This is a genomic window from Lentzea sokolovensis (assembly GCF_033949975.1).
Lineage (GTDB): Bacteria > Actinomycetota > Actinomycetes > Mycobacteriales > Pseudonocardiaceae > Lentzea > Lentzea sokolovensis.
Genome location: NZ_JAXAVU010000018.1, coordinates 147,387 through 171,941 on the forward strand (window position 1 = coordinate 147,387; position 24,555 = coordinate 171,941).

The window sequence follows — 24,555 nt, forward strand, 5'->3', positions numbered from 1 at the left end:
CTCCTACAGGCCCAGGTCGCGGCCGATGAGTTCCTTCATGATCTCGTTGGAACCGGCCCAGATCTTCGTGACGCGGGCGTCCATCCAGGCACGGGCCACGCGGTACTCGGTCATGTAGCCGTAGCCGCCGTGCAGCTGCACGCAGGCGTCGATGACCTCGTTCTCGACGTCGGCGCTCCAGTACTTGGCCTGCGCCGCCTCAACGGGGCTCAGTTCGCCACGCACGTGCTGCATGGTCAGCGTGTCGATGAACGCCTGCGAGACGTCCAGCTTGGTGCGCAGCTCGGCGAGCAGGAACTTGTTGTGCTGGAACTTGCCGATCGCCTGGCCGAAGGCCTTGCGCTCCTTGACGTACTCCAGCGTCTCGTCGAAGACGCCCTGCGCGTGCGCCAAGTTCGAGATGGCGCCACCGATCCGCTCTTGCGGCAGGCGTTCCATCATGTAGATGAAGCCCTGGCCCTCCTCGCCGATCATGTGCTCCTGCGAGAGGCGCACGTCGGAGAAGAACAGCTCCGCGGTGTCGGACGGGTGCTGGCCGACCTTGTCGAGCTTGCGGCCGCGCTCGAAGCCGGGCATGCCGGTCTCGACGGCGAACAGCGTGATGCCGCGCGCGCCCTTGGACGGGTCGGTGCGGGCCGCGACGACGATCATGTCGGCGGTGTAGCCGTTGGTGATGAACGTCTTGGAGCCGTTCAGGATCCAGTCGTCACCGTCGCGCACGGCGTTGGTCTTCAGCGCGGCGAGGTCGGAGCCGCCGGACGGCTCGGTCATCGCGATGCCGGTCTTGATCTCGCCGGTGCACATGCCGGGCAGCCAGCGCTGCTTCTGCTCCTCGGTGCACAGGTCGACGAGGTAGGGCGCCACGACGTCGCCGTGGATGCCCAGCGACGAGGCGACCGCGGCGTTGACCCGGCACAGCTCTTCGGCGAACACCGTGTTGAACCGGTAGTCGTTGGCGCCGCTGCCGCCGTACTCCTCGGGGATCTCCAGCCCGAGCAGGCCCTGGCGTCCGGCCTCCAGCCACACGTCCCGGTCGATCACCCGCTGCTCGATGAACTTCTCGACGTTCGGCGTGATCGTGCGCTCGACGAACGCTTTCGCCGACTCCCGGAACGCGGCGTGATCCTCGTTGAACAGCGTCCGCTGCACGACTACCTCCATACTAAGCGGTTGCTTAGCGCTAAGCGCCCGCTTAGCGTGCAGTACGATCCATCACCTGTCAACACGCGAGGAGCCGCCCGATGACGACGACCGGACTGGACGGGTTCTCGCTGCTCGACGAGACCTGGCGCACCGTCACCCCGGACGCCGCCCGCCGGATGCTCATCGCGGCCGTCCAGGCGTTCGCGAGCAAGGGATATCACGCCACGACGACCAGGGACATCGCCTCGTTGGCCGGAATGTCCCCCGCGGCCGTGTACATCCACTACCGGTCCAAAGAGGAGCTTCTGTTCAACATCTCGCTCGTGGGCCACGAGACGTCGCTCGCGCTGCTGTCGAGCATTCAGGGCGACGGTGCGGTCGAGCGGCTGAAGAACGCGGTGGCGGCGTTCGCGGGGTGGCACGCGGAGTTCCACACGACGGCGCGGGTGGTGCAGTACGAGCTCGGCGCGCTCTCTCCCGAACACCACGAGCAGGTGGCGGAGCTGCGCCGGCAGATCGAGCAGCGGATGCGGGCCTACATCGCGGCCGGGATCGAGGAGGGCGTGTTCGACGTCCCCGACCTCAAGGGCGCGACCCTCGCGGTGCTGTCGCTGTGCATCGACGTCGCCCGCTGGTACCAGCCGAGCGGGAAGCGGACCCCGGACGAGATCGGCGCGATGTACGCCGACCTCGTCCTGAGGATGGTCAGGCCTACCTGACCGACTTCCTGCCGTACACGCCAGCTACGAGCGAAACACCGATCGCGGCGACGACGATCTGCACGATCACCTCGATCCAGTCGATGCCCGGCGTGTCCTCCACGCCCAGCAGCCGCGCGATCCACGACCCGACGAACGCGGCCGCGATGCCGACCAGAAGGGTCAGCCAGATCGGGATGGCCTGCTTGCCCGGTGCGAACAGCTTGCCGAGCAAGCCCAGGATCAGACCGATGATGAGCGCGCCGAGAATGCTCTCGATGGTCACGGACGCCTCCTCCCGCTACACCCCGAGGCACTCGGGGATCTCGCGGAAAATCATCCCGTCATCCGGCAAGATCCGCAGCTTGAGATCGGCAAGCGGTACACCCGTGTGCCGATGACTACCAGCGACTGCCGGAGACCTGGCTCATCCACTGGTTGATCGTGGCGGTCCAGTCCGTGCCGACCGCCTGCTGGTGCGAGACGGCGAAGCGGCCGTACGCGTCGCCGCCCGCGCGGAGCAGACCGGCGCGCTTGTCGGCCTCCAGGATGACGTGCAGCTCGCCCGGCGTGGTGACGAACGTCAGCTCGACCTGCTTGACGCGGCCCGCGAACTGCGGCGGCGGGTAGAACTCGATCTCCTGGTAGAACGGCAGCTGCTGCGGCACGCCGTGGATGCGGCCGCGCTCGTTGTCCGCCTTGGTGAAGCGGAAGCCCATGTGCCCGAACGCCTGGAGCACGGCGTCCTGCGACTGCAGGGGGTGCACCCAGATCGGGTCGAGGTCGCCGGGGTCGACGGCGCCGCGGACCTCGAGCTCGGTGCGCAGGCCGAGCTGCATGCCGTGCAGCTGCTGACCGCCGACGACGTTGATCGGGCACTCGAACGGCACCGGGATCTGGAACGGCAGCGAGAGGTTCTGATGCGGCTGGACCACGATCCGCTGGCCCACGGAGAACTTGTGGAACTCCATGTTGGTGTTGTACTCGTTGTCGCCGCTCTCGACCTCGACGCGGGTGAGCAGCGCGAGCGTGACGTGGTCGATCTCGGCCGGGTGGTCGCCGCCGGCGATGCGCACCTCGCCGGACAACACCTCGCCGGGCCTGACGTTGGGGTTCGTCAGCACCGTGTCGACAGTCGGCCCGCCCACGCCGAACGCGCGCATCATCCTCTTGAACACCACTGCGGCCTCCTGAAGCCCTTGCTGTTTGCGGGGAGTCTGCCAACTGGATCGCCCGTGTGCGGCGAAGTGTTCCGTTGACGCCTCAACCCCCCGATCGGTTCCGTATGGACTTCTGTTCACTTCAGATGGCAACATGCGACCGCCGTCACATACTAAGCGGTCGCTCAGGAGGTTGTCTTGCTGCTCGTCGCCAACCGGGGTGAGGTCGCCGTGCGTGTCCTACGCGCGGCATCTGACCTGGGGATACGCACTGTGGCGGTGTACGCGGAGGACGACGCTTCCTCGCTCCACGTGACCCTCGCGGACCGTGCCGTGGCACTGCGCGGGCCCTCGCCGTACCTGGATGTGGACCAGCTGCTGGACGCCGCCGAGGGGTGCCAGGCCGTGCATCCGGGGTGGGGATTCCTGTCGGAGAACGCCGCGTTCGCTCGGGCGTGTTCCGAGCGCGGACTGGCGTTCGTCGGGCCTTCCGCTGACGTTCTGGAACTGCTCGGTGACAAACGGCGAGCACGCGAGCTGGCCTCCTCGCTGGGGATCCCGGTGCTGGACGCGCTGCCCGGCGAGTTCCCGGTGATGGTGAAGGCGGTCGCCGGCGGTGGCGGCAAGGGCATGCGGGCGGTGTACTCCTCCGAGGATCTGGATGCCGCGGTCGAGGCGTGCCAGGCGGAGGCGCTGGCGGCGTTCGGCGTCGGGGACGTCTACTTCGAACGGTTGATGCCCTCGGCGCGGCACATCGAGGTGCAGCTCGTCGGGACGTCGGTGATCGGCGACCGCGACTGCTCGGTGCAGCTGCGGCACCAGAAGGTCGTGGAGATCGCGCCCGCTCCCCTGCTGGACCCGTTGCTGCGCAAGGCACTGCACGAGGCGGCTGCCGCTGTGGCTGGCGCGGCGGGCTACACCGGCGTCGGCACCGTCGAGTTCCTGGTGTCCGGGGACTCGTTCGCGTTCTTGGAGGTCAACCCGCGGCTGCAGGTCGAGCACACCGTCACCGAGATGGTGTCCGGAGTGGACCTCGTGCGCACCCAGCTGCTGCTCGCCTGGGGCGGCGACGTGGACTTCACGCCGCACGACCGCGGCGCGGCCGTGCAGGTGCGGCTGAACCAGACCTCGGGCGGCGTGCTGACGTCGTTCGGACTGCCTGCCGGACCGGGCGTCCGCGTCGACACGCACGGGTACGTCGGCTACCGGGTCGGGACGCGCTACGACGGGTTGCTGGCGAAGCTCGTGGTGCACGGCGAAGACCTGGACGTGGCGCTGAACCGGGCGCGGCGGGCGTTGGGCGAGTTCCGGGTCGAGGGGGTCTCGACGAACCTGGAGTTCCTCCGCTCGCTACTCGCGCGCGACATCGTCGGCGCGACGACGGACTTCGTGGTCGAGGAGCCGGTTTCTGGGATGCGGGCTCCGCTGGCGGGCACGGTGGTGGCTGTTTCGGCGGAGTCCGTCGTGCTCGAAGCGATGAAGATGCAGCACGTCGTGCGGGTGTCCGGCGATGTGCTGGTGTCGGTGGGCGACACCGTGGCCGAGGGCCAGGTGCTGGCTTCCGGCGTGGGCGAGTCCACTGAGGACGTCGCCGAGGTGGACCCTTCGCACGTTCGGCCGGACTTGGCCGAGGTGCTGGCACGCCACGACTTCGACCGCCCAGAAGCCGCCTCTCGGCGACATTCCCGGGGTGGCCGGACCGCGCGGGAGAACATCGCGGACCTGTGTTCCTCGTTCGTCGAGTACGGCGGACTCGCGATCGCCGCCCAACGGCAGCGCCGGTCGTTGGACGACCTGATCGAACGCACGCCCGCCGACGGTCTTGTCGCAGGCATCGGCGTCGTCAACGGCGCACGGGTCGTGGCGATGTCCTACGACTACGCCGTGCTCGCCGGCACCCAAGGCCTGCGCAACCACCAGAAGAAGGACCGGCTGTTCGCCCTGGCGCAGCAGGAGAACCTGCCGGTTGTGCTGTTCGCCGAGGGCGGCGGCGGACGTCCCGGCGACACCGACCACAGCATGGTCAGCGGACTCGACTGCGGCTCGTTCCACGCGTTCGCGCAGCTCAGCGGCCAGGTCCCGTTGGTCGGCGTGGTGGCGGGCCGGTGTTTCGCGGGCAACGCGGTGCTGCTCGGCACGTGCGACGTGATCATCGCGGTCGAGGGCGCGAACATCGGCATGGGCGGCCCGGCGATGATCGAGGGCGGAGGGCTCGGCACGTTCCGGCCGGAGGACATCGGCCCGTTGGACGTGCAGGTGCCCAACGGCGTCGTGGACATCGCGGTGGGGTCGGAGGAGGAGGCTGTCGCCGTCGCCAAGAAGTACCTCTCGTACTTCCAGGCTCCGGCAGGCTTGCAAGCTCCCGCAGGCCTCCAGGCTTCCGCAGGCGTCCCCTCGTCAAGTGCGCAGCCTTCGCCGTCGCCCTCGGGGGGACCCCTGAATTCAATTCTCCCAGACAGCACCGACAATTTCGGATCGTGGAACTGCGCGGACCAGCGCCTCCTCCGCCACGCCGTCCCCGAGAACCGCCTGCGCGCCTACGACATCCGCGCCCTGATCCGAACCCTCGCCGACACCGACAGCGTCCTCGAACTCCGCCAAGGCTTCGGCAAGGCCATCATCACCGCTCTCATCCGCGTCGAAGGCCGTCCGATCGCGCTGATCGCCAACGACCCCAAGATCCTCGGCGGCGCCATCGACGCCGACGCCGCCGACAAGTGCGCCCGCTTCCTCCAGCTCGCCGACGCGTTCGACATCCCGGTCGTCTCCCTGTGCGACACCCCGGGGTTCATGGTCGGCCCCGACGCCGAACGCACCGCCACCGTCCGCCACCTCACCCGCATGGTCGTGACGGGCGCCAATCTCACCGTCCCCTTTGGACTCGTGATCCTCCGCAAGGCCTACGGCCTCGGTGCTCAGGCGATGGCGGCCGGAAGCTTGAAGGTCCCGCAGTTCGCGATCTCCTGGCCCACCGGCGAATTCGGCCCGATGGGACTCGAAGGCGCCATCAAACTCGGCTTCAGGAAAGAACTCGACGCCATCGCGGACCCGGACGAGCGCAAGCAGCGCTACGACCAGATGGTCGCAATGGCTTACGAGCACGGCAAAGCCCTCAACGTCGCCTCGGTCTTCGAGATCGACGACGTGATCGACCCGGCCGACACGCGCCGCTGGATCACCACGGCGCTGGCCCCCGCAACTTCCCGTTCTCAAGGGAAGAAACGCCCGTTCATCGACACGTGGTGAGGAGAATCCGTGGTCAGCGTCGCCCCTGCGGAACAGAAGACCTTACGTCGGCTCATGGCAGCCGGACTCGTCGGTTCGAGTCTTGAGTGGTACGACTTCTTCATCTACGCGACCGCCGCGGCACTGGTGTTCCCCAAGCTGTTCTTCCCGGAGGCGACGCCGATCGTGGCGCTGCTCCTGTCGTTCAGCACGTTCTGGGCGGGCTTCATCGCGCGCCCGCTCGGCGGCCTGGTCTTCGGCCACGTCGGCGACAAGGCAGGCCGCAAACCGGCCCTCGTCATCTGCCTCGGGCTGATGGCGGCGGCGACGTTCCTCATCGGTCTGCTGCCCACCACGGCGTCCATCGGCGTCGGCGCACCCCTGCTGCTGGTGCTGCTGCGCTTCCTGCAGGGCATCGCGGTCGGCGGTCAGTGGGGCGGCGTGGTCCTGCTGCTGACCGAGACGGCGGGCCCGCGCAAGCGCGGCTTCGCGGGCACGTTCGGCCAGGCCGGCGTCCCGATCGGCGTGCTGCTGGGCAACGTCGCCTTCATCAGCGCCACGACGTCCCTCTCACCGGAGGCGTTCGCGTCGTGGGGCTGGCGCGTGCCGTTCCTGGCGTCGGCACTGCTGTTCCCGGTGGTGCTGTTCATCCAGCTGAAGGTCGAGGACAGCCCGGTGTTCCGCGAACTGAAGGAACGCCGCGCGACCCAGCCCGCCGTCGCCGCCGCCCCGCTGACGGAGGTCCTGCGCACCCACCGCAAGCCGATCCTGCTCGGCGCGGGCCTGATGTTCGCCTCCAACGCGATCTTCTACGTGTCGATCGCGGGCGTCCTGTCCTACGCGACCACCACGCTCGGCCTCGCCCGCGAGTCCGTGCTGATCGTCAGCCTGCTGTCGTCCATCGTGAGCATCCCGGTCATCCTCTGGGCCGGTCACGCCTCGGACCGCCTCGGGCGCCGTCCACTGATCATCGCGGGCACCGTCGGCATGATCGTGTGGGCGTTCCCGTACTTCCTGCTCGTGGACACCGGCTCGCTGGTGTTGATGTTCGTCGCGTCCACGGTCGGAGGCATCGCGTCCTCTCTCGTGTACGGCCCCATCGCCGCCTACCTGGGTGAACTGTTCGAGCCGCACGTGCGGTACTCGGGTGCCTCTCTCGCGTACCAGCTGGCGTCGATCCTGGTCAGCGGCGGCACGCCGTTCGTCATGACGGCCCTGCTGGGCGCGACCGGGACCTCGATGTCCGTGTCGGCGTTCCTGCTGCTCATGGGCCTGTGCACGCTGGTGTCGGTGATCAAGCTGCCGGAGACGCACCAGCCGGAACGGGCCTGATCAGAGACTGTGAAGGCCCGATCCAAGAGACAAATCGGGCCTTCACAGTCAAGACCTCTGCGGAACATCCGGCCGATGCCGTACGTTGGCGCGTCGTGACCACTCTCATGGCGCGCTTCAAGCAGCGGATGCGCAGGTTCGCGCAGAAACCGGGGTCGATCGACCTCGCCCCGTTCCAGGCCCTGCTCTCGGACGTGGACAAACACGCCGAGACGTTCAAGGCTTTCAGCGACGAGGAGCTGACGGCACACGCCGAGAAGCTGCGCGAGGAGAGCACGGACACCGAGCTCGTGGCGCTGACCCGGGAGGCCGCCGAGCGCGCCATCGGGCAACGGCCGTTCGACGTGCAGGTGCTGGGTGCGCTGGGGCTGCTGAGCGGCCTCGTCGTCGAGATGGCCACCGGTGAGGGCAAGACGCTCGCGGGCGCCATGGCCGCGGCCGGGTTCGCGATCAAGGGCAAGCGCGTCCACGTGGTCAGCGTCAACGACTACCTCGCCCAGCGCGACGCGGAGTGGATGGGACCGCTGTACGGGCTGCTCGGCGTCACCGTGGGGTGGATCAACGGCAGCTCGAAGGCCGAGGAGCGCCGCGAGGCCTACCAGTGCGAGATCACCTACGCGCCGGTCAGCGAGATCGGGTTCGACGTCCTGCGCGACCGGATCGTCACGAGCCCCGACGACCTGATCGTGCCGGAGCCCGAGGTCGCGCTGATCGACGAGGCCGACTCGGTGCTCGTCGACGAGGCGCGCGTGCCGCTGGTGCTGGCCGGCTCGACCAGTGCGGAGGCGGCCGACCCCGTCATCGCTGACCTGGTGAAGCGGCTGCGGCAGGAGCTGCACTACGAGATCGACGACGAGGAGCGCAACGTCTTCCTCACGGGTGCGGGGTCCGAGGCCGTCGAGCGGGCGCTCGGCGAGATCGACCTGTACTCGCAGGAGCACGTCACCTCCACGCTGTCGAAGGTGAACGTCGCGCTGCACGCGCAGGTGCTGCTGCACCGCGACGTCGACTACATCGTGCGTGACGGCAAGGTGCACCTGATCAACGACACGCGTGGCCGTGTCGCGAAGCTGCAGCGGTGGCCGGACGGCCTGCAGGCCGCGGTCGAGGCCAAGGAGAACGTGCAGACGACCGAGTCGGGCGAGATCCTCGACTCGATGACGGTGCAGGCGCTGCTGTCGCGCTACCCGACGCGCTGCGGCATGACCGGTACCGCCGTCGCCGTCGCCGAGACGCTGCGGGAGTTCTACGAGCTCGAGGTGCTCGTGATCCCGCCGAACAAGGAGAACATCCGCGAGGACGAGCCCTTCCGCCTCTACGCGACGCTGGAGCAGAAGGAAGACGCGATCGTCGAGGAGATCAAGACCGCTCACGAGAGCGGGCGCCCGATCCTCGTCGGCACGCTGGACGTCGCCGAGTCGGAGCGGATCTCCTCCAAGCTGCGCGCCGCCGGCATCGAGTGCGTGGTGCTCAACGCGAAGAACGACGCCGAGGAAGCCTCGATCATCGCGGACGCCGGTTCGTACCAGCGCATCACGGTCTCCACGCAGATGGCCGGTCGCGGTACGGACATCCGCCTCGGTGGTCACGAGGGCGAGGACCACGACCGGATCGCCGAACTGGGCGGCCTGTACGTGATCGGCTCGGGACGCCACTCGTCGTCGCGGCTGGACGACCAGCTGCGCGGCCGCGCCGGACGTCAGGGCGACCCCGGCGGCTCGGTGTTCTTCTCGTCCATGCAGGACGAGCTGATCACCCAGTACGCGCCGGACGCCGAGGACCCGTCCGAAGTGGACAACGACGGCCGGGTGCACGACAAGGGCCTGCTGCACACCTTCGAGCACGCGCAGCGCGTGGCCGAGGGCGTGAACCTGGAGATCCACCGCAACACGTGGCGCTACAACAAGCTGATCGAGCACCAGCGCGACCTGCTGCTCAAGCACCGCGACGTGGTGCTGCGCACGGACGCGGCGTTCGAGAAGCTCGGCGAGAAGGAAGGCGCGCCGGACGAGATCGCCGCCGACGCCGCCCGCAAGATCACGCTGTTCTTCCTCGACGACCTGTGGACGCACCACCTGACGTTCCTGTCGGACCTGCGCGAGGGCATCCACCTGCGCGCGCTGGCCCGGCAGAACCCGCTGGACGAGTTCCACCGCGAGGCCATCCCGGCGTTCAACAAGATCGTGCCGGAGTCGTGGGAGCTCACCAAGGAGAAGTACGAGGCGGCCAAGATCACCGACGACGGCTACGACCTCGCCGACGCCGGGGTCAAGCGCCCGAGCTCGACGTGGACCTACCTGGTGCACGACAACCCGTTCGGCTCCGGGTTGGAGGAGACGATGAAGGGTCTCGTGAAGATGGTGCGCGGCCAGCGCCGCTGACAGTCAGATCTTCCCCGGGACGACGAGGTCGTCCGCGGGTCTCGCGGGCCGGGGCAACGCCTCGGCCCGTCTGGCTTCCCCGGACGTGGCCGTGGTCATTTCCTCGGACAGTGCTCTGATCTCCGCGAGGATGTCCAGGTGCTCCTGCGACGGCGGCGTGCCAACGAAGTTGGACCGGTTGTGCGCCGTCCGCTCCGCGCGCTCGGCCAGAAGCCGGATGCGGCGAAGAAGATCGTGCTCCCCGTCCGGGAGCAAGAGTTCCGTCTGCTCCATCACCCGTGCCAGCTTTCGCCGTGCACGGGTGAGCAGTCGATCCCCTAGTCGGCTGATTCCAGTTTCTGGACGAGCCACGCGTGGAATCCGCCGATGTGGTGCTCTGAGGGCACCAGCACTCCGCCCTGCGCGTAGGCGCGGGAGGACATCGCGGGCTGACATCGCTCGCAGGCTTCGAAGTCCTGCTCGTTCACCCGGTGGAACAGCTCGACCGAGCGAGAGACGTCACGGCCGGTGTCGACGACTTCCTTGGCGTAGAGCCAATCGCACTCGACGATCGTCCGGTCCGCCGCCAGCGGGTACATCCGGTGCAGGATCACGTGGTCCGGCACGAGGTTGATGAACACCTGCGGTTTGACGGTGATGGCGTAATACTTCCTGTCGCGTTCCTCTTCCAGCGCCGAGAGTTTCTCGAATCCCTCGCTGCCGTCGACGGTGAAACCCCTGATCTCGTCACCGAACTCGGCGCCGTGCCCGACGTAGTACTGCGCCGCGTAGCCGTCGGCGAACTCGGGCAGCACCTCGGTGAGCTCGGGGTGGATCGTCGCGCAGTGGTAGCACTCCATGAAGTTCTCGATGATGAGCTTCCAGTTGGCCTTGACGTCGTAGACGATTCGTTTGCCCACGGACAACTGGTCGATCTCGTACCCGTCGATGCCCTCCAGCGAGCCCAGCCGTTCGGTGACGGCGCTCAGGACGTCGTCCTCGAAGCTCGGCGGGTCCTCGGCGAGGTTCACCCACACGTAGCCGAGCCATTCGCGCAAGTGCACCTTCGTCAGTCCGTACGCAACGCGATCGACGTCCGGCATTGAGGTGAGATTGGGTGCGGCGATCAGGTTGCCGTCCAACGCGTACGTCCAGGCGTGGTAAGGGCACTGGAACGCCCGTTTGACGCTCCCGGCCTCGTCGACGCAGATGCGCGCGCCGCGGTGGCGGCAGACGTTCAGGAACGCGTTGAGGCCGCCTTTGCGGTCGCGCGCGATGAGCACGCTCTCCCGCCCGACCTGCACCGTGCGGAAGTCGCCGGCGTTGGGCAGATCGTCCGACTTCACCGCGCAGAACCACATCTGCTCGAAGATGCGCGCCTGTTCCCGCGCGAAGATCGCGGGGTCGGTGTAGTAGCGGCCTTCGAGGGTGGAGATCAGGCTGCCGGTCATGCGCTGCCTCTCAAGCGAGCAGGATCGAAAAGGCCGATCGGGTGCCGCGTGGCCCCGTCGATCACGAGGTCGGCGAGGATCTCGCCGACGACGGGCACGAACTTGAAGCCGTGCCCCGAGAAGCCGCACGCCACGGTCACGTCGTGCTCGCGCGCGATGACGAAGTGCCGGTCGGCGGTGTTGGTGTACATGCAGGTCGCGGCGCGCTGGAAGGTGCCGGCGAGGCCGGGCATCGGCGGCCTGGTCGCGGCGGCCATCGCCTCGACCTCGTGGGCGTGCACCGTGCGGTCGATGGTCTCGGGCGTGCAGATCTGGCCGCCGCTGTGGAACGCGACCTTCACCGCGCCGTCGTGCTCGGGGAAGCCGTAGAAGTTCGTGCCGTCCGCGCGGTCCCAGATGTAGATCGGGTGGTCGCGGAAGTCGTCGTCCGGGGTGAAGTAGAACTGGACCTGCCGTTCGATCTCAAACGGGATTCCCAGGTCCCCCACCAACTCCGGCGCCCACGGGCCGGGGCACACCACGACGTGCTCGGCTTCGTAGGTCGCACGGGTCGTGGTGACTCTGCCCTCCCCCCAGCTGGTCACCGGTTCTTCGAAGTGCAGGTCGGCACCCGCCTGCTGGGCGAGCGCGAGGTGAGCCCGCACGGCCGTCTCCGGCACGACGAAGCCCGCTCCGGGTTCGTACAGCGCGATCTCGTCCGCCGCCGGCCGCATCCCGGGGAAGCGCTCGCGGATTTGGGACGCGTCGAGCAGCTCGTGTTTCAGACCGAACTGCTCGACGCTCGCCCGGCTACCCGTGATGGCGCCGCTGGCCGGATCGCCGACGATGACTCCGCCGACGCGGTGGAAGACGTGCTCGCCGCTGTCCCGTTCGATCTGGTCCCACATCTCGTGGGCGCGCAGCAGCAACGGCACGTAGGCAGGGTCCTCGAAGTAGGCCTGCCGCGTGATGCGCGACCCGCCGTGGCTCGACCCGTGCGCGTGCACGGGCGTGAACTTCTCCAGTCCCAGCACGCGTTTCCCGCGCTGGGCGAGCCGGTACGCGGCGGCACTGCCCATGCCGCCGAGCCCGATGACGATGACGTCGTAGGTCATCCTCGGAGCCGCTTCATCTCAGGATCGAACAACGGCTCAGGCGCCGGGCGGGCCTTGACCTTCTGGCCGAAGTACTCGATCTCGACCTCGTCGTCGATCTCGCTGGGCAGCCACGCGTACGCGATGTTGAGCCCCGTCGTGTACCCGTAGGCGGCACTGGTGACGTAACCGACCGGTTCTCCTTGGTGGAACACGGGTTCGTTGCCCAGCACGACGCTGTGCGGGTCGTCGATCGTGAGGCAGGTGAGCTTCTTGGTCGAGGTCAGGTTGTGCAGCGATCCCTTGCCGAGGAACTCCTTGTCCTGGCGCACCGCGAACCCGAGCCCCGCCTCGAACGGGTCGTGCTCGGTCGTCATGTCCGTGCCCCACGACCGGTAGCCCTTCTCCAGGCGCAGGCTGTTGAACGCGCCGCGCCCGGCCGCGATGACCCCGTGCCGCTGCCCGGCCTCCCACAGCGTGTCCCACAGCTTCGGGCCCATGTCCGCGGTGGTGTAGAGCTCCCAGCCGAGTTCGCCCACGTAGGACAGTCGCAGCGCGGTCACCGGAACGTTCTTGATGAACGCCTTCTGCGCGGTGAAGTACCCCTTCCGCGTGTCCAGGGTGTGCGAGATGTCGTCGACGAGATCGCGGGCCAGCGGCCCCCACAGGCCGATGCAGCACGTTCCGGCCGTGATGTCCTTGAGGTAGACGTCATCGGGCGCGTGCCGGGTGAGCCAGTCGAGGTCGAGGTTGCCGTTCGCGCCGACCTGGAACGTCGTCGCGTCGAGGCGCGCGATCGTGAGGTCGCTGCGCACACCGCCCTGCTCGTCGAGCAACAACGTGTAGACGACCGCGCCGGGCTTGCGGTTGAGGTTGTTGGTCGTCATGTGCTGCAGGAAGTCCAGCGCTCCCGGACCGCTGACCTCCAGCCGTTTCAACGGAGTCATGTCGAACAGCGCGACCCGTTTGCGCGTCACCAACGCCTCGGCGCCGCAGATCGGCGACCAGAAACGGCTCGCCCACTCGCCCCGAGCAGGCACCTCGGCCACCTCGGGCAGATCGGCGTTGGCCTCGTACCAGTGCGGCCGCTCCCAGCCGGACGCCTCCAGGAAGAACGCGCCGAGCTCCTGCTGCCTGCCGTAGAACGGACTCGTGCGGATCGGCCGCGGGCTTTCCATGGGCTGCAACGGGTGCAGCACGTCGTAGACCTCGACGAAGTTCTGGCAGCTGCGCTCCAGCACGTAGTCCGGCGCCAGCTGCACCTGCTCGAACCGGTTGAGGTCGCTCGAGTGCAGGTCCAGCTCGGGCTGCCCGTCGACGATCCACTCGGCCATCGACCGCGCCACCCCGGCGGAGTGCGTGATCCACACCGCCTCCGCGAGCCAGAACCCCTTGAGGCCAGGATGTTCGCCCAGCAACGGCATCCCGTCGCTGGTGAACGAGAACAGCCCGTTGAACCCGCGCTCGACCCCCGCCTCGGCCAGCGCGGGGATCAGCTCGACGGCCGACTCCCAGGACGCCTTGAAGTCCTCCTCGGTGAACGGCAGCTCCGAGCCGGTGATGTCCTGGGCGGCGACGGGCATGGGCCGATGCCCGTACGCGCCGATGCCCAGCGCCTGGCCGTGCGAGCGGAAGTACAGGTCGGCTTCCTGGTGCCGCAGGATCGGCTGCCGCGCAAGCGCTTCCGCGTCGGCGTTCACGTTGCCGGTGAACACGTACTGGTGCGCCATCGGCACGAGCGGGACGGTCAGCCCGACCATCTCCCCCAGCACCGGTCCCCACATCCCGGCACACGACACCACGACGTCGGCCGGGAACACGTCCGACTCGGTCCGCACGCCGGTGACCCGGTCGCCCGCGGTCTCGACGGCGACGACCTTCTGCACGAACTCGAACCGCGCCCCGCGCTCGATCGCCCGCCGCGCCTGGATCTCCGCGGCCTGGACGGGCCTCGCGAGGCCGTCGCTAGGGATCAGGAACCCGCCGAGCAGCTGTTCCCGGTCCAGCAACGGATGCAGGCGCGCGACCTCGTCGGCGTCGATCAGCCGGCTCCGCACGCCCCACGACGTGGCCCAGCCGTGCCTGCGCGAGAGGTCTGCGAGCCGTTCGGCGCTGGTGGCGATCTCCAGGCCGCCGATCTGGTCGAAGCAGCCCAGAGCGGTGTACTTCTCGACCGTGTAGCGGGCGAAGGCGGTCATGCTGCGGCACGAGTTGGTCTGGAAGACGAGGCCGGGGGCGTGACTGCTGGACCCGCCGACCGCGAGGCCCGGAGCCTGGTCGAGGACCGTGACGTTGGTGAAGCCTCTGTCGGTGAGCTCGTCGGCCAGAGCGCACCCGACGATCCCCGCACCCACGAGCACCACACGAGGCACTTCACCAGGCATCAGGACACCCCTTCGCCGCAGTTGCGAGTAACAGAACTCGTTCCGCTATCTGCAACAAACTGCGGCTCGGGGGCCCAACTGTCAATACCGCCGTTCAGCCGCCAGAACCCGGCGGCACCGACACGATCTAGCCGGCGAAGTAGCCGAGCTGCGCCGAGAGTTCCGCGGCCGCGGACGTCATCGTCGGCACGATCTCCTCCACCCGCTGCCGGGACAGCCGGTACGACGGCCCCGACGCACTCATCGCCGCGACCACCTCACCCCGATGCCCGCGCACCGGGACGGCGACCGCGTGCAGCCCCAGTTCCAGTTCCTCGAAGCACGCCGCGAAACCCTGCGCGGCGATGGCCTTCAGTTCGACCAGCAGCTGCGAGGCCTCCACGACCGTGTTCTCGGTGTAGGAGTCGAGCGGCAACGACGCCAGCCGCTTGCGTTCGTCGTCCGGCAGGTAGGCGAGCAGGATCTTGCCGGACGAGGTGGCGTGCAGGGGTGTGCGCTGGCCGATCCAGTTCACGGCCGAGACGGCCGCGGAGCCGCGGGCCTGGGTGATGTTGATGGCGACGCCTGCGTCGTGCACGGCGATGTTGACGGTCTCGCCGAACGAGTCCGCGAGTGTCTGGCAGACGGGCTGGCCGAGCTTGGTCAGGTCCATCCGTCCGGTGGCGGCACCGGCCAGGCGGACGACCCCGAAACCGATGGCGTATTTGCCTCTTTCACCGAGCTGCTCCACAAGGCCACGCGACTCCAGCACGGAGACGAGTCTGGACACCGTGGACTTGTGCACACCGAGCTCACCAGCGATTTCGGTGATACCGGCTTCACCTTGGGCCAGTAGCTCGAGCACGCTGATGGCTCTGTCCACGGACTGCACCTGAGCTGCCGAGTCGGAGTTGCTCATCGCGCAACAGTAACCGGCAGGCAAAACAACCGGCTGGACTCTTGACGGCGGGTCTCCCGAGGCTCACATTGTGTTGCGTCATTCGGAACGTGTGCCGTGTCACGCAACGGAGGCCGACGATGATCCGCGCCTGCGCTCTCATGGACCTGCCCCCAGGGGAGGCGGTTCGCATCGTCGGCTCTCATGCGCCGATCGCGGTGTTCAACGCCGAGGGCGCCATCTACGCCATCGACGACACCTGCACCCACCAGGACGCCTCGTTGAGCGAGGGGTGGCTGGAGGGGTGCTTCGTGGAGTGCCCTCTGCACGCCGCGAGCTTCGACCTTCGCACCGGCGAGGCGTCTTGTCCGCCCGCCAAAAGACCGGTGAAGACCTATTCCGTCCACGTGAATGATGGAGAGGTCTATGTCGATGTCGAAGTGAACAAGGACGTGGCGTGAAGACGATCGCGATCATCGGCGCCTCACTCGCCGGTTTGAGGTCGGCGCAGGCACTGCGCCAGCAGGGGTTCGACGGACGGCTCGTCGTCATCGGCGACGAGATCCACCTGCCCTACGACCGGCCTCCTCTCTCGAAGGACTTCCTCCTCGGCAAGGTCGAGGCAGTGCCTCTCGCGGACCAGGAGGACATCGACGCGCTCAGCGCGGAGTGGCGTCTCGGCGTGCGGGCGACCGGGCTGCTCTCCACCCGGGAGATCGCGCTCAGCGACGACACCACCGTCGAAGCCGACGGCATCGTCATCGCGACGGGCGGTCTGCCGCGCACGATCCCCGGCACGCACGTCCTGCGCACGCTGGACGACGCGATCAAGCTCCGTGAGGCGTTCGGCACCGCGCAACACATCGGTGTCATCGGCGCCGGGTTCATCGGGGCTGAGATCGCCTCCAGTGCGCGTGCGCTCGGCAAGGACGTCACAGTCGTCGAGGCACTGCCCACGCCGCTCACGCGCGTGCTGGGGGCCGAGATGGGCACCGCGTGCGGACATCTGCACAGCGACCACGGATCAACGTTGATCACGGGAATCAACGTTGACTCGGTCAACGTTGACGGCGGAATCAACCTCGCGGACGGCCGGGTCGTCAACGCCGACGTCGTCGTCGCGGGCATCGGCACGCGGCCCGCGACGGACTGGCTCGCCGGCGGGCCGGTCAACCTCGGCAACGGCGTCGTGTGCGACGCGGGCGGCGTGACGAACGTGAAGAACATCGTCGCGGTCGGCGACGTCGCGAACTGCGCGGGGCACCGCGCCGAGCACTGGACGTCGGCGACCGAACAGGCGCAGATCGCCACCCGCAACCTGCTCGCGGGCGAAACCGTCGCGACGCACACGAACGGCGGCTACGTCTGGTCGGATCAGTACGGCGTGCGGATCCAGTTCATCGGACGGGCGACGGACGATGTTCGAGTGGAAGATGGGTCCATCGAGGACAGGAAGTTCGTCGCGACCTATCGAGACGGTGAGAACCCGGAGGACATCGTCGGCATCGTGGCGATGAGCAACGCACGGCTCTTCACCAGGCTCCGCCGGAGTCTGAAGTAGGAGACGGTCGTCACGGTTTACCGCCACCGGCGACCGGCTAAACCCCAATGTCCTACTTGGACATACGAACAGGGAGGCGTGTCGCCGGTGCGGCAGATCATCAACCCCTTCGACCAGAGTGTTCTCACCGAGGTCGAGGACCAAACCCGCGAACAGGCGATCCAGGCGATCGCCAGGGCGAGAAACGCCTTCGATCACGGTGACTGGCCGCACGCGAGCCCCGAGCACCGCGCCGCCGTGCTGCACCGCGTCGCGGACCTCCTGGAACGCGACAAGGAGGACATCGCCCGCACCGAGACGCTCGACACCGGCAAGACGCTGGTCGAGAGCCGCATCGACGTGGACGACGTCGTCGCCGTGTTCCGCTACTACGGCAACCTCGCCGGCCTGCTGCACCCGAAGATCGTTCAGGGCGCGCCGGCGGACGTCATCAGCCGCATCGACTACGAACCGGTCGGCGTCTGCGGCCTGATCGCGCCCTGGAACTACCCGCTGCTGCAGGTCTCGTGGAAGATCGCGCCGGCCCTGCTCGCGGGCAACACGCTGGTGGCCAAGCCCAGCGAGGTCACTCCACTGTCGACGATCAAGTTGTTCGAGCTGATGGCCGAGGCCGGAGTGCCCGACGGGGTCGCGAACCTCGTGCTCGGCACCGGTCCCGAGGTCGGCGCGCCGCTGTCCGAGCACCCCGACGTCGACCTGGTCTCGTTCACCGGCAGCCTCGCGACCGGCCAGCGGATCATGGCGTCGGCCGCGAAGACCGTGAAGAAGGTCGCCCTCGAGCTCGGCGGCAAGAACCCGAACATCGTCTTCGCGGACGCCGACTTCGACACCGCCGTCGACTACGCGCTCACCGCGGCGTTCTTCCACGCGGGCCAGGTCTGCTCGTCCGGCACGAGGCTCATCGTGCAGTCGAGCATCTACGACGACTTCGTCACCGAGGTGGCGAGGCGAGCCGACCTCATCAAGCTGGGCAACGGTTTCGACGAGGACACCGAGTCCGGGCCACTGGTGAGCGCCGAGCACCGTGCCAAGGTCGAGAGCTACGTCGAGATCGCGAAGCAGGAGGGCGCGACCCTCAAGGCCGGCGGCAAGCGTCCCGACGAACCCGAGCTGCAGAACGGGTTCTTCTTCCGTCCCACCGTCTACGCGGACTGCACCAGGGACATGAAGCTCGTCCAGGACGAGACGTTCGGCCCGATCATCACGGCCGAGCGCTTCGAGACCGAAGAGGATGCGATCAGGCTCGGCAACGACACCGAGTACGGCCTCGCGGGCGGTGTCTGGAGCCAGGACCTCGACAAGGCGCAGCGCGTCGCGAAGAAGCTCCGGCACGGCACGGTCTGGATCAACGAGTTCGGCCCGTACCTGCCGCAGGCGGAGTGGGGCGGCTTCAAGCGCTCCGGCGTCGGGCGCGAACTCGGCACCGCCGGGTTGCACGAGTACACCGAGCCCAAGCACGTGTACCAGAACCTCAAGCCTGAAGCCCAGAACTGGTTCGCGCGAAGGGACTCGAAGTGACCGCATATGACTACGTGATCGTCGGCGGCGGAACAGCGGGCTGCGTGCTCGCCGCACGGCTGACCGAAGATCCCTCGATCACGGTCGCGGTCATCGAGGGCGGTCCCTCCGACGTCGGCGACGAGAAGATCCTGAACCTGCGCAACTGGATCAACCTGCTGGAGACCGAGTACGACTACGACTACCCGACGGTCGAGCAGCCGCGCGGCAACTCGCACATCCGGCACAGCCGCGCGAAGGTGCTCGGCGGGTGTTCCAGCCACAACACGCTGATCTGCTTCAAGCCGCTGCCGCAGGACCTCGACGACTGGGGTCACGGCTGGACGTGGGACGCGGTCGGCCCGTACTACGACAAGGTCCAGCTCAACATCATCCCGGTGGTCGAGAAGGACCGGAACCCGATCGCCAAGGACTTCGTGGCGGCCGCCCAGAAGGCCGTCGACGTCCCGGAGATCGACAACTTCAACGCCGCGCCCTTCGAGGACGGCGTCGGCTTCTTCTCCATCGCCTACCACCCGGAGAAGAACAACCAGCGCTCCTCGGCGTCCACCGCCTACGTGCACCCGATCCTGGAACGCAGGAACCTCACACTGCTGCTCAACACCTGGGCCGGCCGGATCGAGTTCGACGGCAACCGGGCGATCGGCGTGCACACCGACAAGGGCTACATCGAGGCCGACAAAGAGGTTCTGCTCTGCGCGGGCGCGATCGACACGCCCCGGCTGATGATGCTCTCGGGCATCGGCGACGCCGAGCACCTGAGCAGCATCGGCATCGAGCCGAAGCACGACCTGCCCGGTGTCGGCGAGAACCTGCTGGACCACCCGGAGTCGGTCATCGTCTGGGAGACCACGAAACCGTTGCCGGAGAACTCGGTGATGGACTCCGACGCCGGTCTGTTCATCCGGCGCGACGAGTCCGACCCGCGGCCGGACCTGATGTTCCACTTCTACCAGATCCCGTTCACCACCAACACGGAACGCCTCGGCTACCCGGCGGTGGAGCACGGGGTCTGCATGACGCCGAACATCCCCAGGCCACACAGCAAGGGCAGGCTGTGGCTGAAGTCCAGTGACCCCGAGGAGAAGCCGGCACTCGACTTCGGCTACTTCGTGAACCCCGACGGCTACGACGAGCAGACCCTCGTCGACGGCTTCCGGATCGCCCGGCAGATCGCCGAACAGGAGCCGCTCAAGTCGTGGCTCAAGCGGGAGATCGCACCCGGGCCGGACGTCACGAGCGACGAGGCCCTGTCGGAGTACGGCCGCCGCGCGGCCCACACCGTCTACCACCCCGCGGGCACCTGCGCCATCGGGTCCGTTGTGGACGGTGACCTGAAAGTCATCGGACTCGAAGGCCTCCGGGTCGTCGACGCGTCCGTGTTCCCCACCATGCCCACCGTGAACCCCATGGTCACGGTGCTCATGATTGGAGAACGCGCCGCGGACCTGATCAAGGAGGCGTAGTGGCTGCGACATCGACAGCAGGCACAGCGGAAGACAGGCTCAGGGATCTCGGTTACACCTCGGAGTTCAAGCGGGACATGAGTCCCTGGGCGAACTTCTCGCTGGGCTTCACCTACCTCTCCCCCGTGGTCAGCACGTACACGTTGTTCGGCGTCGCCCTCGCCCTGGGCGGCCCGCCGATGATCTGGAGCTTCGTCGTCGCGGGCGTCGGCCAGTTCCTGGTCGCGCTCATCTTCGGCGAGCTCGTGGCGCAGTACCCGGTGGCGGGCGGTGTGTACCCCTGGGCACGCCGCCTGTGGGGCAAGCGCTGGGCGTGGATGACCGGCTGGGTCTACATGATCGCCCTGCTGGTCACCATCGCGTCCGTCAGCTACGGCGCGGGTCCTTATCTGGCAACGCTTCTCGGCTACACGGCCAACGTCGGCAACACGGTGCTGTGCGCGATCGCGATCATCGTGGTCTCGACGCTCATCAACTACGCGGGCACGAAGGTGCTGTCGTGGGCCGCGATCTTCGGGTTCGCGGCGGAGATCGTCGGCGCGCTCGTGGTCGGCATCTGGTTGCTCGTCGACAACCGCGTCCACGGTCTGGGCGTGCTGTTCGACAGCTTCGGCGCGGGCGGTTCGGGCAGCTACCTGCCGGCGTTCTTCGCGGCGGGCATCATCGGCCTCTACCAGTACTACGGGTTCGAGGCGTGCGGTGACACCGCGGAAGAGGTCAAGGACCCGGGCCGCGTCATCCCGAAGGCCATGCGCCGCACCATCTACATCGGCGGCGCGGCGGCCACGTTCGCGTGCCTGTCACTGCTGCTGGCGGTGCCGGACTTCGGCAAGGTCATCAGCGGCGAGGACGCCGACCCGGTCACGAACATCCTGACCAACGCGTTCGGCCCGGTCGGCTACAAGATCGTGATCGGCGTCGTGCTGATCTCGTTCCTGTCCTGCACGATGTCGCTGCAGGCGGCCGCGTCCCGCCTGACCTACTCCTACGCCCGCGACAAGATGATCTTCGGGCACAAGGCGCTCGCGAAGTTCAACAAGAAGCGCCACATCCCGCCCTACGCCCTCGCGCTGGCCGGCATCATCCCGGCGGTCATCGTGATCGCGTCGATGCTGTCCACGAACGCGCTGGACAAGATCGTGTCGTTCGCGACGCTCGGCATCTACCTGGGCTTCCAGATGGTCGTGTTCGCGGCGCTGCGGGCGAGGCTCAAGGGCTGGACGCCGTCCGGCGAGTTCACGCTCGGCAGGTGGGGCCTGATCGTCAACGTCCTGGCGCTCGCGTACGGCGTCGCGGCTATGGTGAACATGGTCTGGCCGCGCACCCCGGACGGCCCCTGGTACGACAACTACGTCGTGATCCTGAGCGGCACGCTCGTGGTCGGCATCGGCCTGGTCTACATGCTGATCGCCAAGCCGTTCGGCCACTCCGACGCGGCGGCGGGCGACGCGGTGCCGGTCCTAACCGGTCAGGCGAAGTAACCGCAGGGCGAGCTGCACCTCCAGCACGCGGTCCGGCGACTGCCAGTCGCCGAGCAGCGACGTGACCCGGTCGAGTCGTTGGGTGACCGTGTTGACGTGGAGGTGCAGCTCCGCCTTGGCACGACTCAGGTTCGCGCCGCAGCGGAAGTAGATCTCCAGCGTGTGCACCAGTTCCGTGCCGCGCTCGGAGTCGTAGTCCAGCACCGGGCCGAGCACCGACCGCACGTACCCGGACACGTCCGCGCGATCGCCCAGCAGCACGCCGACGAACCCGAGGTCGTCCATCGTCGCGGCGTCCTTCTCGCGGCCCAGTTGCCGCAACGCCTTCAGGCACCGCCGCGCCTCCTCGTAGGCCGCCGCGATGGCCACCGGACCCGCGACCGGCCCGCACGCACCCACGGTCGCGTCCAGCGCCTTCGCCACTTCGTGAGCGATGTCCGTGGACCGCGACGGCAACGCCAGCACGACGTCCCGGTCACGCGACCCAGCAAGTCCTCTGTGGACCGACGCGTAATGCGTTGCCCCGGAAAGGTTTCCATCGGCGACCAGCACGACGTGCGGATCGGACAGCTCGACACCCACCCGGCGAGCGCGCGCCAGCAGCCCGGCAGCGTCCCGTCCGTCCAGGACGTCGGTGATCAGCTCGCCGCGAACCTTGTTCTCCGCCTCGGCCACGGTTCGGCGCAGCAGCAACAACAACGCCGTCACCACGGCCGATCGCTCGAACAACCGCCGATCGACGTTCGGCAGGTCCGGGCACCCGCTCAGCGCGATGCCGCCCAGCAGTTCCGAGCCCGCCAGCACCGCGCACACCCAGACGTCGTCGAGCAGCACGGCCCGCCCGTTGGCCCGCACCGCCGGCGTCGGCACGGTGTCGAGCACCTCGACCTGCCCGCCGAGCAACTCCCCCACCGCCGCGGCGACCTCGGCCGAGGAACCACCGCGCAGCACCAGGTCCGTGAGCCGGTCGTGGGCCTCCTCGGCCCGTTTCATGGCTTCGTTGTGCGACTGGATCGTCGCGAACAACGACGCCGTGTCGATCGCGATGGCCGCGTGGTCGGCCAGCGACTGCAGCAGCGCGACTTCCTCGGCCGGGAACTCCCGTGAGGTCCGGTCGGCCGCGTACAGCACGCCGATGACCTTCGAGTCGAGCTTCAGCGGCACGCCCAGGATCGCCGTCAGGCCCTCGTCCCGCACCGCCGAGTCGATCGGCCGGGTGTGGTTGAACCGGGCGTCCGCGAAGTAGTCGGCGGTCGCGTAGGGCCGTGCGGTCTGCGCGACGAGCCCGCCCAGGCCCTCGCCGAGGCCCAGCCGGACCTTCTGGAACAACGGGGAGAACGACCCGTCCGTCACCCTCATGTAGGTGCCGGCCGGGTCGTTCATCGACAGGTACGAGACGTCCGTCCCGAGCAGCGTCCTGGCTCTGCGCACGATCGAGCGGAGAACCGCGTCCGGGTCGCGCATGCCCGCGAGCTCGGACGCGGTCTCGAACAACGCCGCCAGTTCGGCCTCACGCCGTCGTGTCACACCCCAACCCTGTCACGATCCTCCAGATCCGCACCACGGGTCTCCTTCGCCAGCAGGATCGCCACCACCGTGATCACGCACGTGACCACCACGTAGATCGAGATGGGGAGCGAGGCCCCGTAGGCCTTCAGCAACGCCGTCGCGATCAACGGGGCCAGCGCACCCGCCGCGATCGACGCCAGCTGGTAGCCGACCGACGCGCCCGAGTACCGCACTCGCGTCCCGAACAGCTCCGAGAAGAACGCCGCCTGAGGCCCGTACATCGCGCCGTGCAGCACCAAACCGATCGTGGTCGCCAACGTGATCAGCACGGGGTCCTTCGTGTCGAGCAACGCGAAGAACGCGAAGATCCAGACGCCCATGCCGACCGCGCCGATCAGGTAGATCGACCGCCGCCCGAACCTGTCGGACAGATGACCCCACACCGGGATCGTCACGAGGTGCACGGCCGAGGCGATCAGCACTGCGTTGAGCCCCACCGACTTCGACAGCCCGAGCCCCGTCACCACGTAGACCAGGATGAACGCCGTGATCACGTAGTACGACACGTTCTCGGCGAACCGCGCGCCCATCGCGATCAGCACCTCGCGCCAGTTGTGCTTGAGCAGTTCGAGGACCGGCGCCTTCTCCCGCACGGGCTCCTTCGCGCGCTTCTCCTGCGCCGCCAGGAAGATCGGCGACTCGGACACCGTCAGCCGGATCCACAGCCCGATCACCACGAGCACGCCGGAGAGCAGGAACGGGATCCGCCAGCCCCACGCGAGGAAGTCCTCGTCCGACTGCACCGCGGCGAGAATCGCCAGCACACCTGTCGCCAGCAGGTTCCCGCACGGCACACCGGCCTGCGGCCACGACGCCCAGAACCCGCGCCGTTTCGCGTCACCGTGCTCGGAGACGATGAGCACGGCCCCGCCCCACTCGCCACCGAGCGCGAAGCCCTGCACCAGCCGCAGCAGCGTGAGCAGGATCGGCGCCAGGACGCCCACCGACGCGTAGGTCGGCAGCACACCCATCAGCATCGTCGCGCCACCCATCAGCAGCAACGACAGCACCAGCAGCTTCTTGCGCCCCAGCCGGTCGCCGAAGTGGCCGAAGACCACGCCGCCCAACGGCCGCGCCAGGAAGCCGATCGCGTACGTCGTGAACGCGAGCAGCGTGCCGTTCAACGGATCCGCGGTCGGGAAGAAGAGCTTGTTGAACACCAGGGCGGCTGCCGAGCCGTAGAGGAAGAAGTCGTACCACTCGACAGTTGTTCCGATGAGCGAAGCGCCTACCACTTTTTTGATCATCGACAACTCC

At 68.0% G+C, this 24,555-nt stretch carries 19 protein-coding genes; 9 read left to right on the top strand and 10 right to left on the bottom strand.

Translation table 11 applies throughout. The features are described from left to right. Positions 1-3: 3 nt before the first annotated feature. Positions 4-1,149: an acyl-CoA dehydrogenase family protein gene (locus SK854_RS46130; protein WP_319981542.1), complete on the bottom strand. Its 1,146-nt coding sequence runs from the start codon at positions 1,147-1,149 to the stop codon at positions 4-6. A 92-nt stretch (positions 1,150-1,241) separates the two neighbouring features. Here SK854_RS46130 and SK854_RS46135 point away from each other — a divergent pair, with 92 nt between their 5' ends. Continuing rightward, positions 1,242-1,862 carry a TetR/AcrR family transcriptional regulator gene (locus SK854_RS46135; RefSeq protein ID WP_319981543.1) on the top strand — a complete coding sequence of 207 codons (621 nt, stop codon included), beginning with the start codon at positions 1,242-1,244 and terminating at the stop codon, positions 1,860-1,862. On the opposite strand, the gene SK854_RS46140 is transcribed toward SK854_RS46135, so the two are convergent. Both SK854_RS46140 and SK854_RS46145 read right to left on the bottom strand, forming a co-directional pair. Then, positions 1,855-2,127 (bottom strand): GlsB/YeaQ/YmgE family stress response membrane protein, encoded by a 273-nt coding sequence (locus tag SK854_RS46140; protein ID WP_319981544.1) that lies wholly within the window; start codon positions 2,125-2,127, stop codon positions 1,855-1,857. The two genes, SK854_RS46135 and SK854_RS46140, sit on opposite strands and share 8 nt — an antisense overlap. 115 nt (positions 2,128-2,242) lie before the next feature. Then, the gene (locus SK854_RS46145; RefSeq protein WP_319981545.1) at positions 2,243-3,022 is read right to left on the bottom strand and encodes a sporulation protein; all 780 of its coding nucleotides are present in this window, start codon (positions 3,020-3,022) and stop codon (positions 2,243-2,245) included. 177 nt (positions 3,023-3,199) lie between these two features. Here SK854_RS46145 and SK854_RS46150 point away from each other — a divergent pair, with 177 nt between their 5' ends. The 3 genes from SK854_RS46150 to secA2 all read left to right on the top strand — a co-directional run bounded on the left by SK854_RS46150 (position 3,200) and on the right by secA2 (position 9,939). Beyond that, on the top strand, positions 3,200-6,247 hold the full coding sequence (locus tag SK854_RS46150) for a carboxyl transferase domain-containing protein (protein ID WP_319981546.1): 3,048 nt from the start codon (positions 3,200-3,202) through the stop codon (positions 6,245-6,247). A 54-nt stretch (positions 6,248-6,301) separates the two neighbouring features. After that, positions 6,302-7,558: an MFS transporter gene (locus SK854_RS46155; protein ID WP_319981547.1), complete on the top strand. Its 1,257-nt coding sequence runs from the start codon at positions 6,302-6,304 to the stop codon at positions 7,556-7,558. Between the two features lie 95 nt (positions 7,559-7,653). Next, on the top strand, positions 7,654-9,939 hold the full coding sequence (gene secA2 / locus SK854_RS46160) for an accessory Sec system translocase SecA2 (protein WP_319981548.1): 2,286 nt from the start codon (positions 7,654-7,656) through the stop codon (positions 9,937-9,939). A 3-nt stretch (positions 9,940-9,942) separates the two neighbouring features. Here the strand turns inward: secA2 and SK854_RS46165 are convergent, their stop codons facing one another. The 5 genes from SK854_RS46165 to SK854_RS46185 form a co-directional block, all read right to left on the bottom strand. Then, a complete protein-coding gene (locus SK854_RS46165) occupies positions 9,943-10,212 on the bottom strand; it encodes a hypothetical protein (RefSeq protein WP_319981549.1) in 270 nt (89 codons plus the stop codon). A gap of 44 nt (positions 10,213-10,256) precedes the next feature. Beyond that, a complete protein-coding gene (locus SK854_RS46170; RefSeq protein ID WP_319981550.1) occupies positions 10,257-11,369 on the bottom strand; it encodes an aromatic ring-hydroxylating oxygenase subunit alpha in 1,113 nt (370 codons plus the stop codon). After that, on the bottom strand, positions 11,366-12,463 hold the full coding sequence (solA, locus tag SK854_RS46175; protein ID WP_319981551.1) for an N-methyl-L-tryptophan oxidase: 1,098 nt from the start codon (positions 12,461-12,463) through the stop codon (positions 11,366-11,368). Before solA ends, SK854_RS46170 begins: the two co-directional genes overlap by 4 nt. Beyond that, positions 12,460-14,826, bottom strand: a complete 2,367-nt coding sequence (locus SK854_RS46180; protein WP_319981552.1) for a GcvT family protein — start codon at positions 14,824-14,826, stop codon at positions 12,460-12,462. The genes solA and SK854_RS46180 overlap by 4 nt, the downstream gene beginning before the upstream one ends. Positions 14,827-14,953: 127 nt before the next feature. Next, on the bottom strand, positions 14,954-15,724 hold the full coding sequence (locus tag SK854_RS46185) for an IclR family transcriptional regulator (protein WP_319981553.1): 771 nt from the start codon (positions 15,722-15,724) through the stop codon (positions 14,954-14,956). Positions 15,725-15,843: 119 nt separating this feature from the next. Here SK854_RS46185 and SK854_RS46190 point away from each other — a divergent pair, with 119 nt between their 5' ends. The 5 genes from SK854_RS46190 (at position 15,844) to SK854_RS46210 (ending at position 21,729) form a co-directional block, all read left to right on the top strand. Continuing rightward, on the top strand, positions 15,844-16,164 hold the full coding sequence (locus SK854_RS46190) for a bifunctional 3-phenylpropionate/cinnamic acid dioxygenase ferredoxin subunit (protein WP_319981554.1): 321 nt from the start codon (positions 15,844-15,846) through the stop codon (positions 16,162-16,164). Then, positions 16,161-17,264, top strand: a complete 1,104-nt coding sequence (locus tag SK854_RS46195) for an NAD(P)/FAD-dependent oxidoreductase (protein WP_319981555.1) — start codon at positions 16,161-16,163, stop codon at positions 17,262-17,264. The genes SK854_RS46190 and SK854_RS46195 overlap by 4 nt, the downstream gene beginning before the upstream one ends. A 78-nt stretch (positions 17,265-17,342) precedes the next feature. Continuing rightward, on the top strand, positions 17,343-18,782 hold the full coding sequence (locus SK854_RS46200) for an aldehyde dehydrogenase family protein (RefSeq protein ID WP_319981556.1): 1,440 nt from the start codon (positions 17,343-17,345) through the stop codon (positions 18,780-18,782). Then, on the top strand, positions 18,779-20,248 hold the full coding sequence (locus SK854_RS46205) for a GMC family oxidoreductase (RefSeq protein ID WP_319981557.1): 1,470 nt from the start codon (positions 18,779-18,781) through the stop codon (positions 20,246-20,248). Before SK854_RS46200 ends, SK854_RS46205 begins: the two co-directional genes overlap by 4 nt. Further along, complete coding sequence (locus SK854_RS46210; RefSeq protein ID WP_319981558.1) at positions 20,248-21,729, top strand: APC family permease; 1,482 nt, start codon at positions 20,248-20,250, stop codon at positions 21,727-21,729. Before SK854_RS46205 ends, SK854_RS46210 begins: the two co-directional genes overlap by 1 nt. Here the strand turns inward: SK854_RS46210 and SK854_RS46215 are convergent. Beyond that, entirely contained in the window at positions 21,709-23,256 is a 1,548-nt protein-coding gene (locus SK854_RS46215; protein WP_319981559.1) for a helix-turn-helix domain-containing protein, read from the bottom strand. The genes SK854_RS46210 and SK854_RS46215 overlap by 21 nt on opposite strands. Next, positions 23,253-24,545 (bottom strand): MFS transporter, encoded by a 1,293-nt coding sequence (locus SK854_RS46220; protein WP_319981560.1) that lies wholly within the window; start codon positions 24,543-24,545, stop codon positions 23,253-23,255. Before SK854_RS46220 ends, SK854_RS46215 begins: the two co-directional genes overlap by 4 nt. Between the last annotated feature and the right edge of the window lie 10 nt (positions 24,546-24,555).

What these genes read in the sequence shown, in the direction of transcription:
- SK854_RS46135 (WP_319981543.1), top strand. Translation starts at nt 1,242, where the DNA reads ATGACGACGACCGGACTGGACGGGTTCTCGCTGCTCGACGAGACCTGG.
- SK854_RS46155 (WP_319981547.1), top strand. Translation starts at nt 6,302, where the DNA reads ATGGCAGCCGGACTCGTCGGTTCGAGTCTTGAGTGGTACGACTTCTTC.
- SK854_RS46165 (WP_319981549.1), bottom strand. Translation starts at nt 10,212, where the DNA reads ATGGAGCAGACGGAACTCTTGCTCCCGGACGGGGAGCACGATCTTCTT.
- SK854_RS46170 (WP_319981550.1), bottom strand. Translation starts at nt 11,369, where the DNA reads ATGACCGGCAGCCTGATCTCCACCCTCGAAGGCCGCTACTACACCGAC.
- solA (WP_319981551.1), bottom strand. Translation starts at nt 12,463, where the DNA reads ATGACCTACGACGTCATCGTCATCGGGCTCGGCGGCATGGGCAGTGCC.
- SK854_RS46180 (WP_319981552.1), bottom strand. Translation starts at nt 14,826, where the DNA reads ATGCCTGGTGAAGTGCCTCGTGTGGTGCTCGTGGGTGCGGGGATCGTC.
- SK854_RS46185 (WP_319981553.1), bottom strand. Translation starts at nt 15,724, where the DNA reads ATGAGCAACTCCGACTCGGCAGCTCAGGTGCAGTCCGTGGACAGAGCC.
- SK854_RS46190 (WP_319981554.1), top strand. Translation starts at nt 15,844, where the DNA reads ATGATCCGCGCCTGCGCTCTCATGGACCTGCCCCCAGGGGAGGCGGTT.
- SK854_RS46220 (WP_319981560.1), bottom strand. Translation starts at nt 24,545, where the DNA reads ATGATCAAAAAAGTGGTAGGCGCTTCGCTCATCGGAACAACTGTCGAG.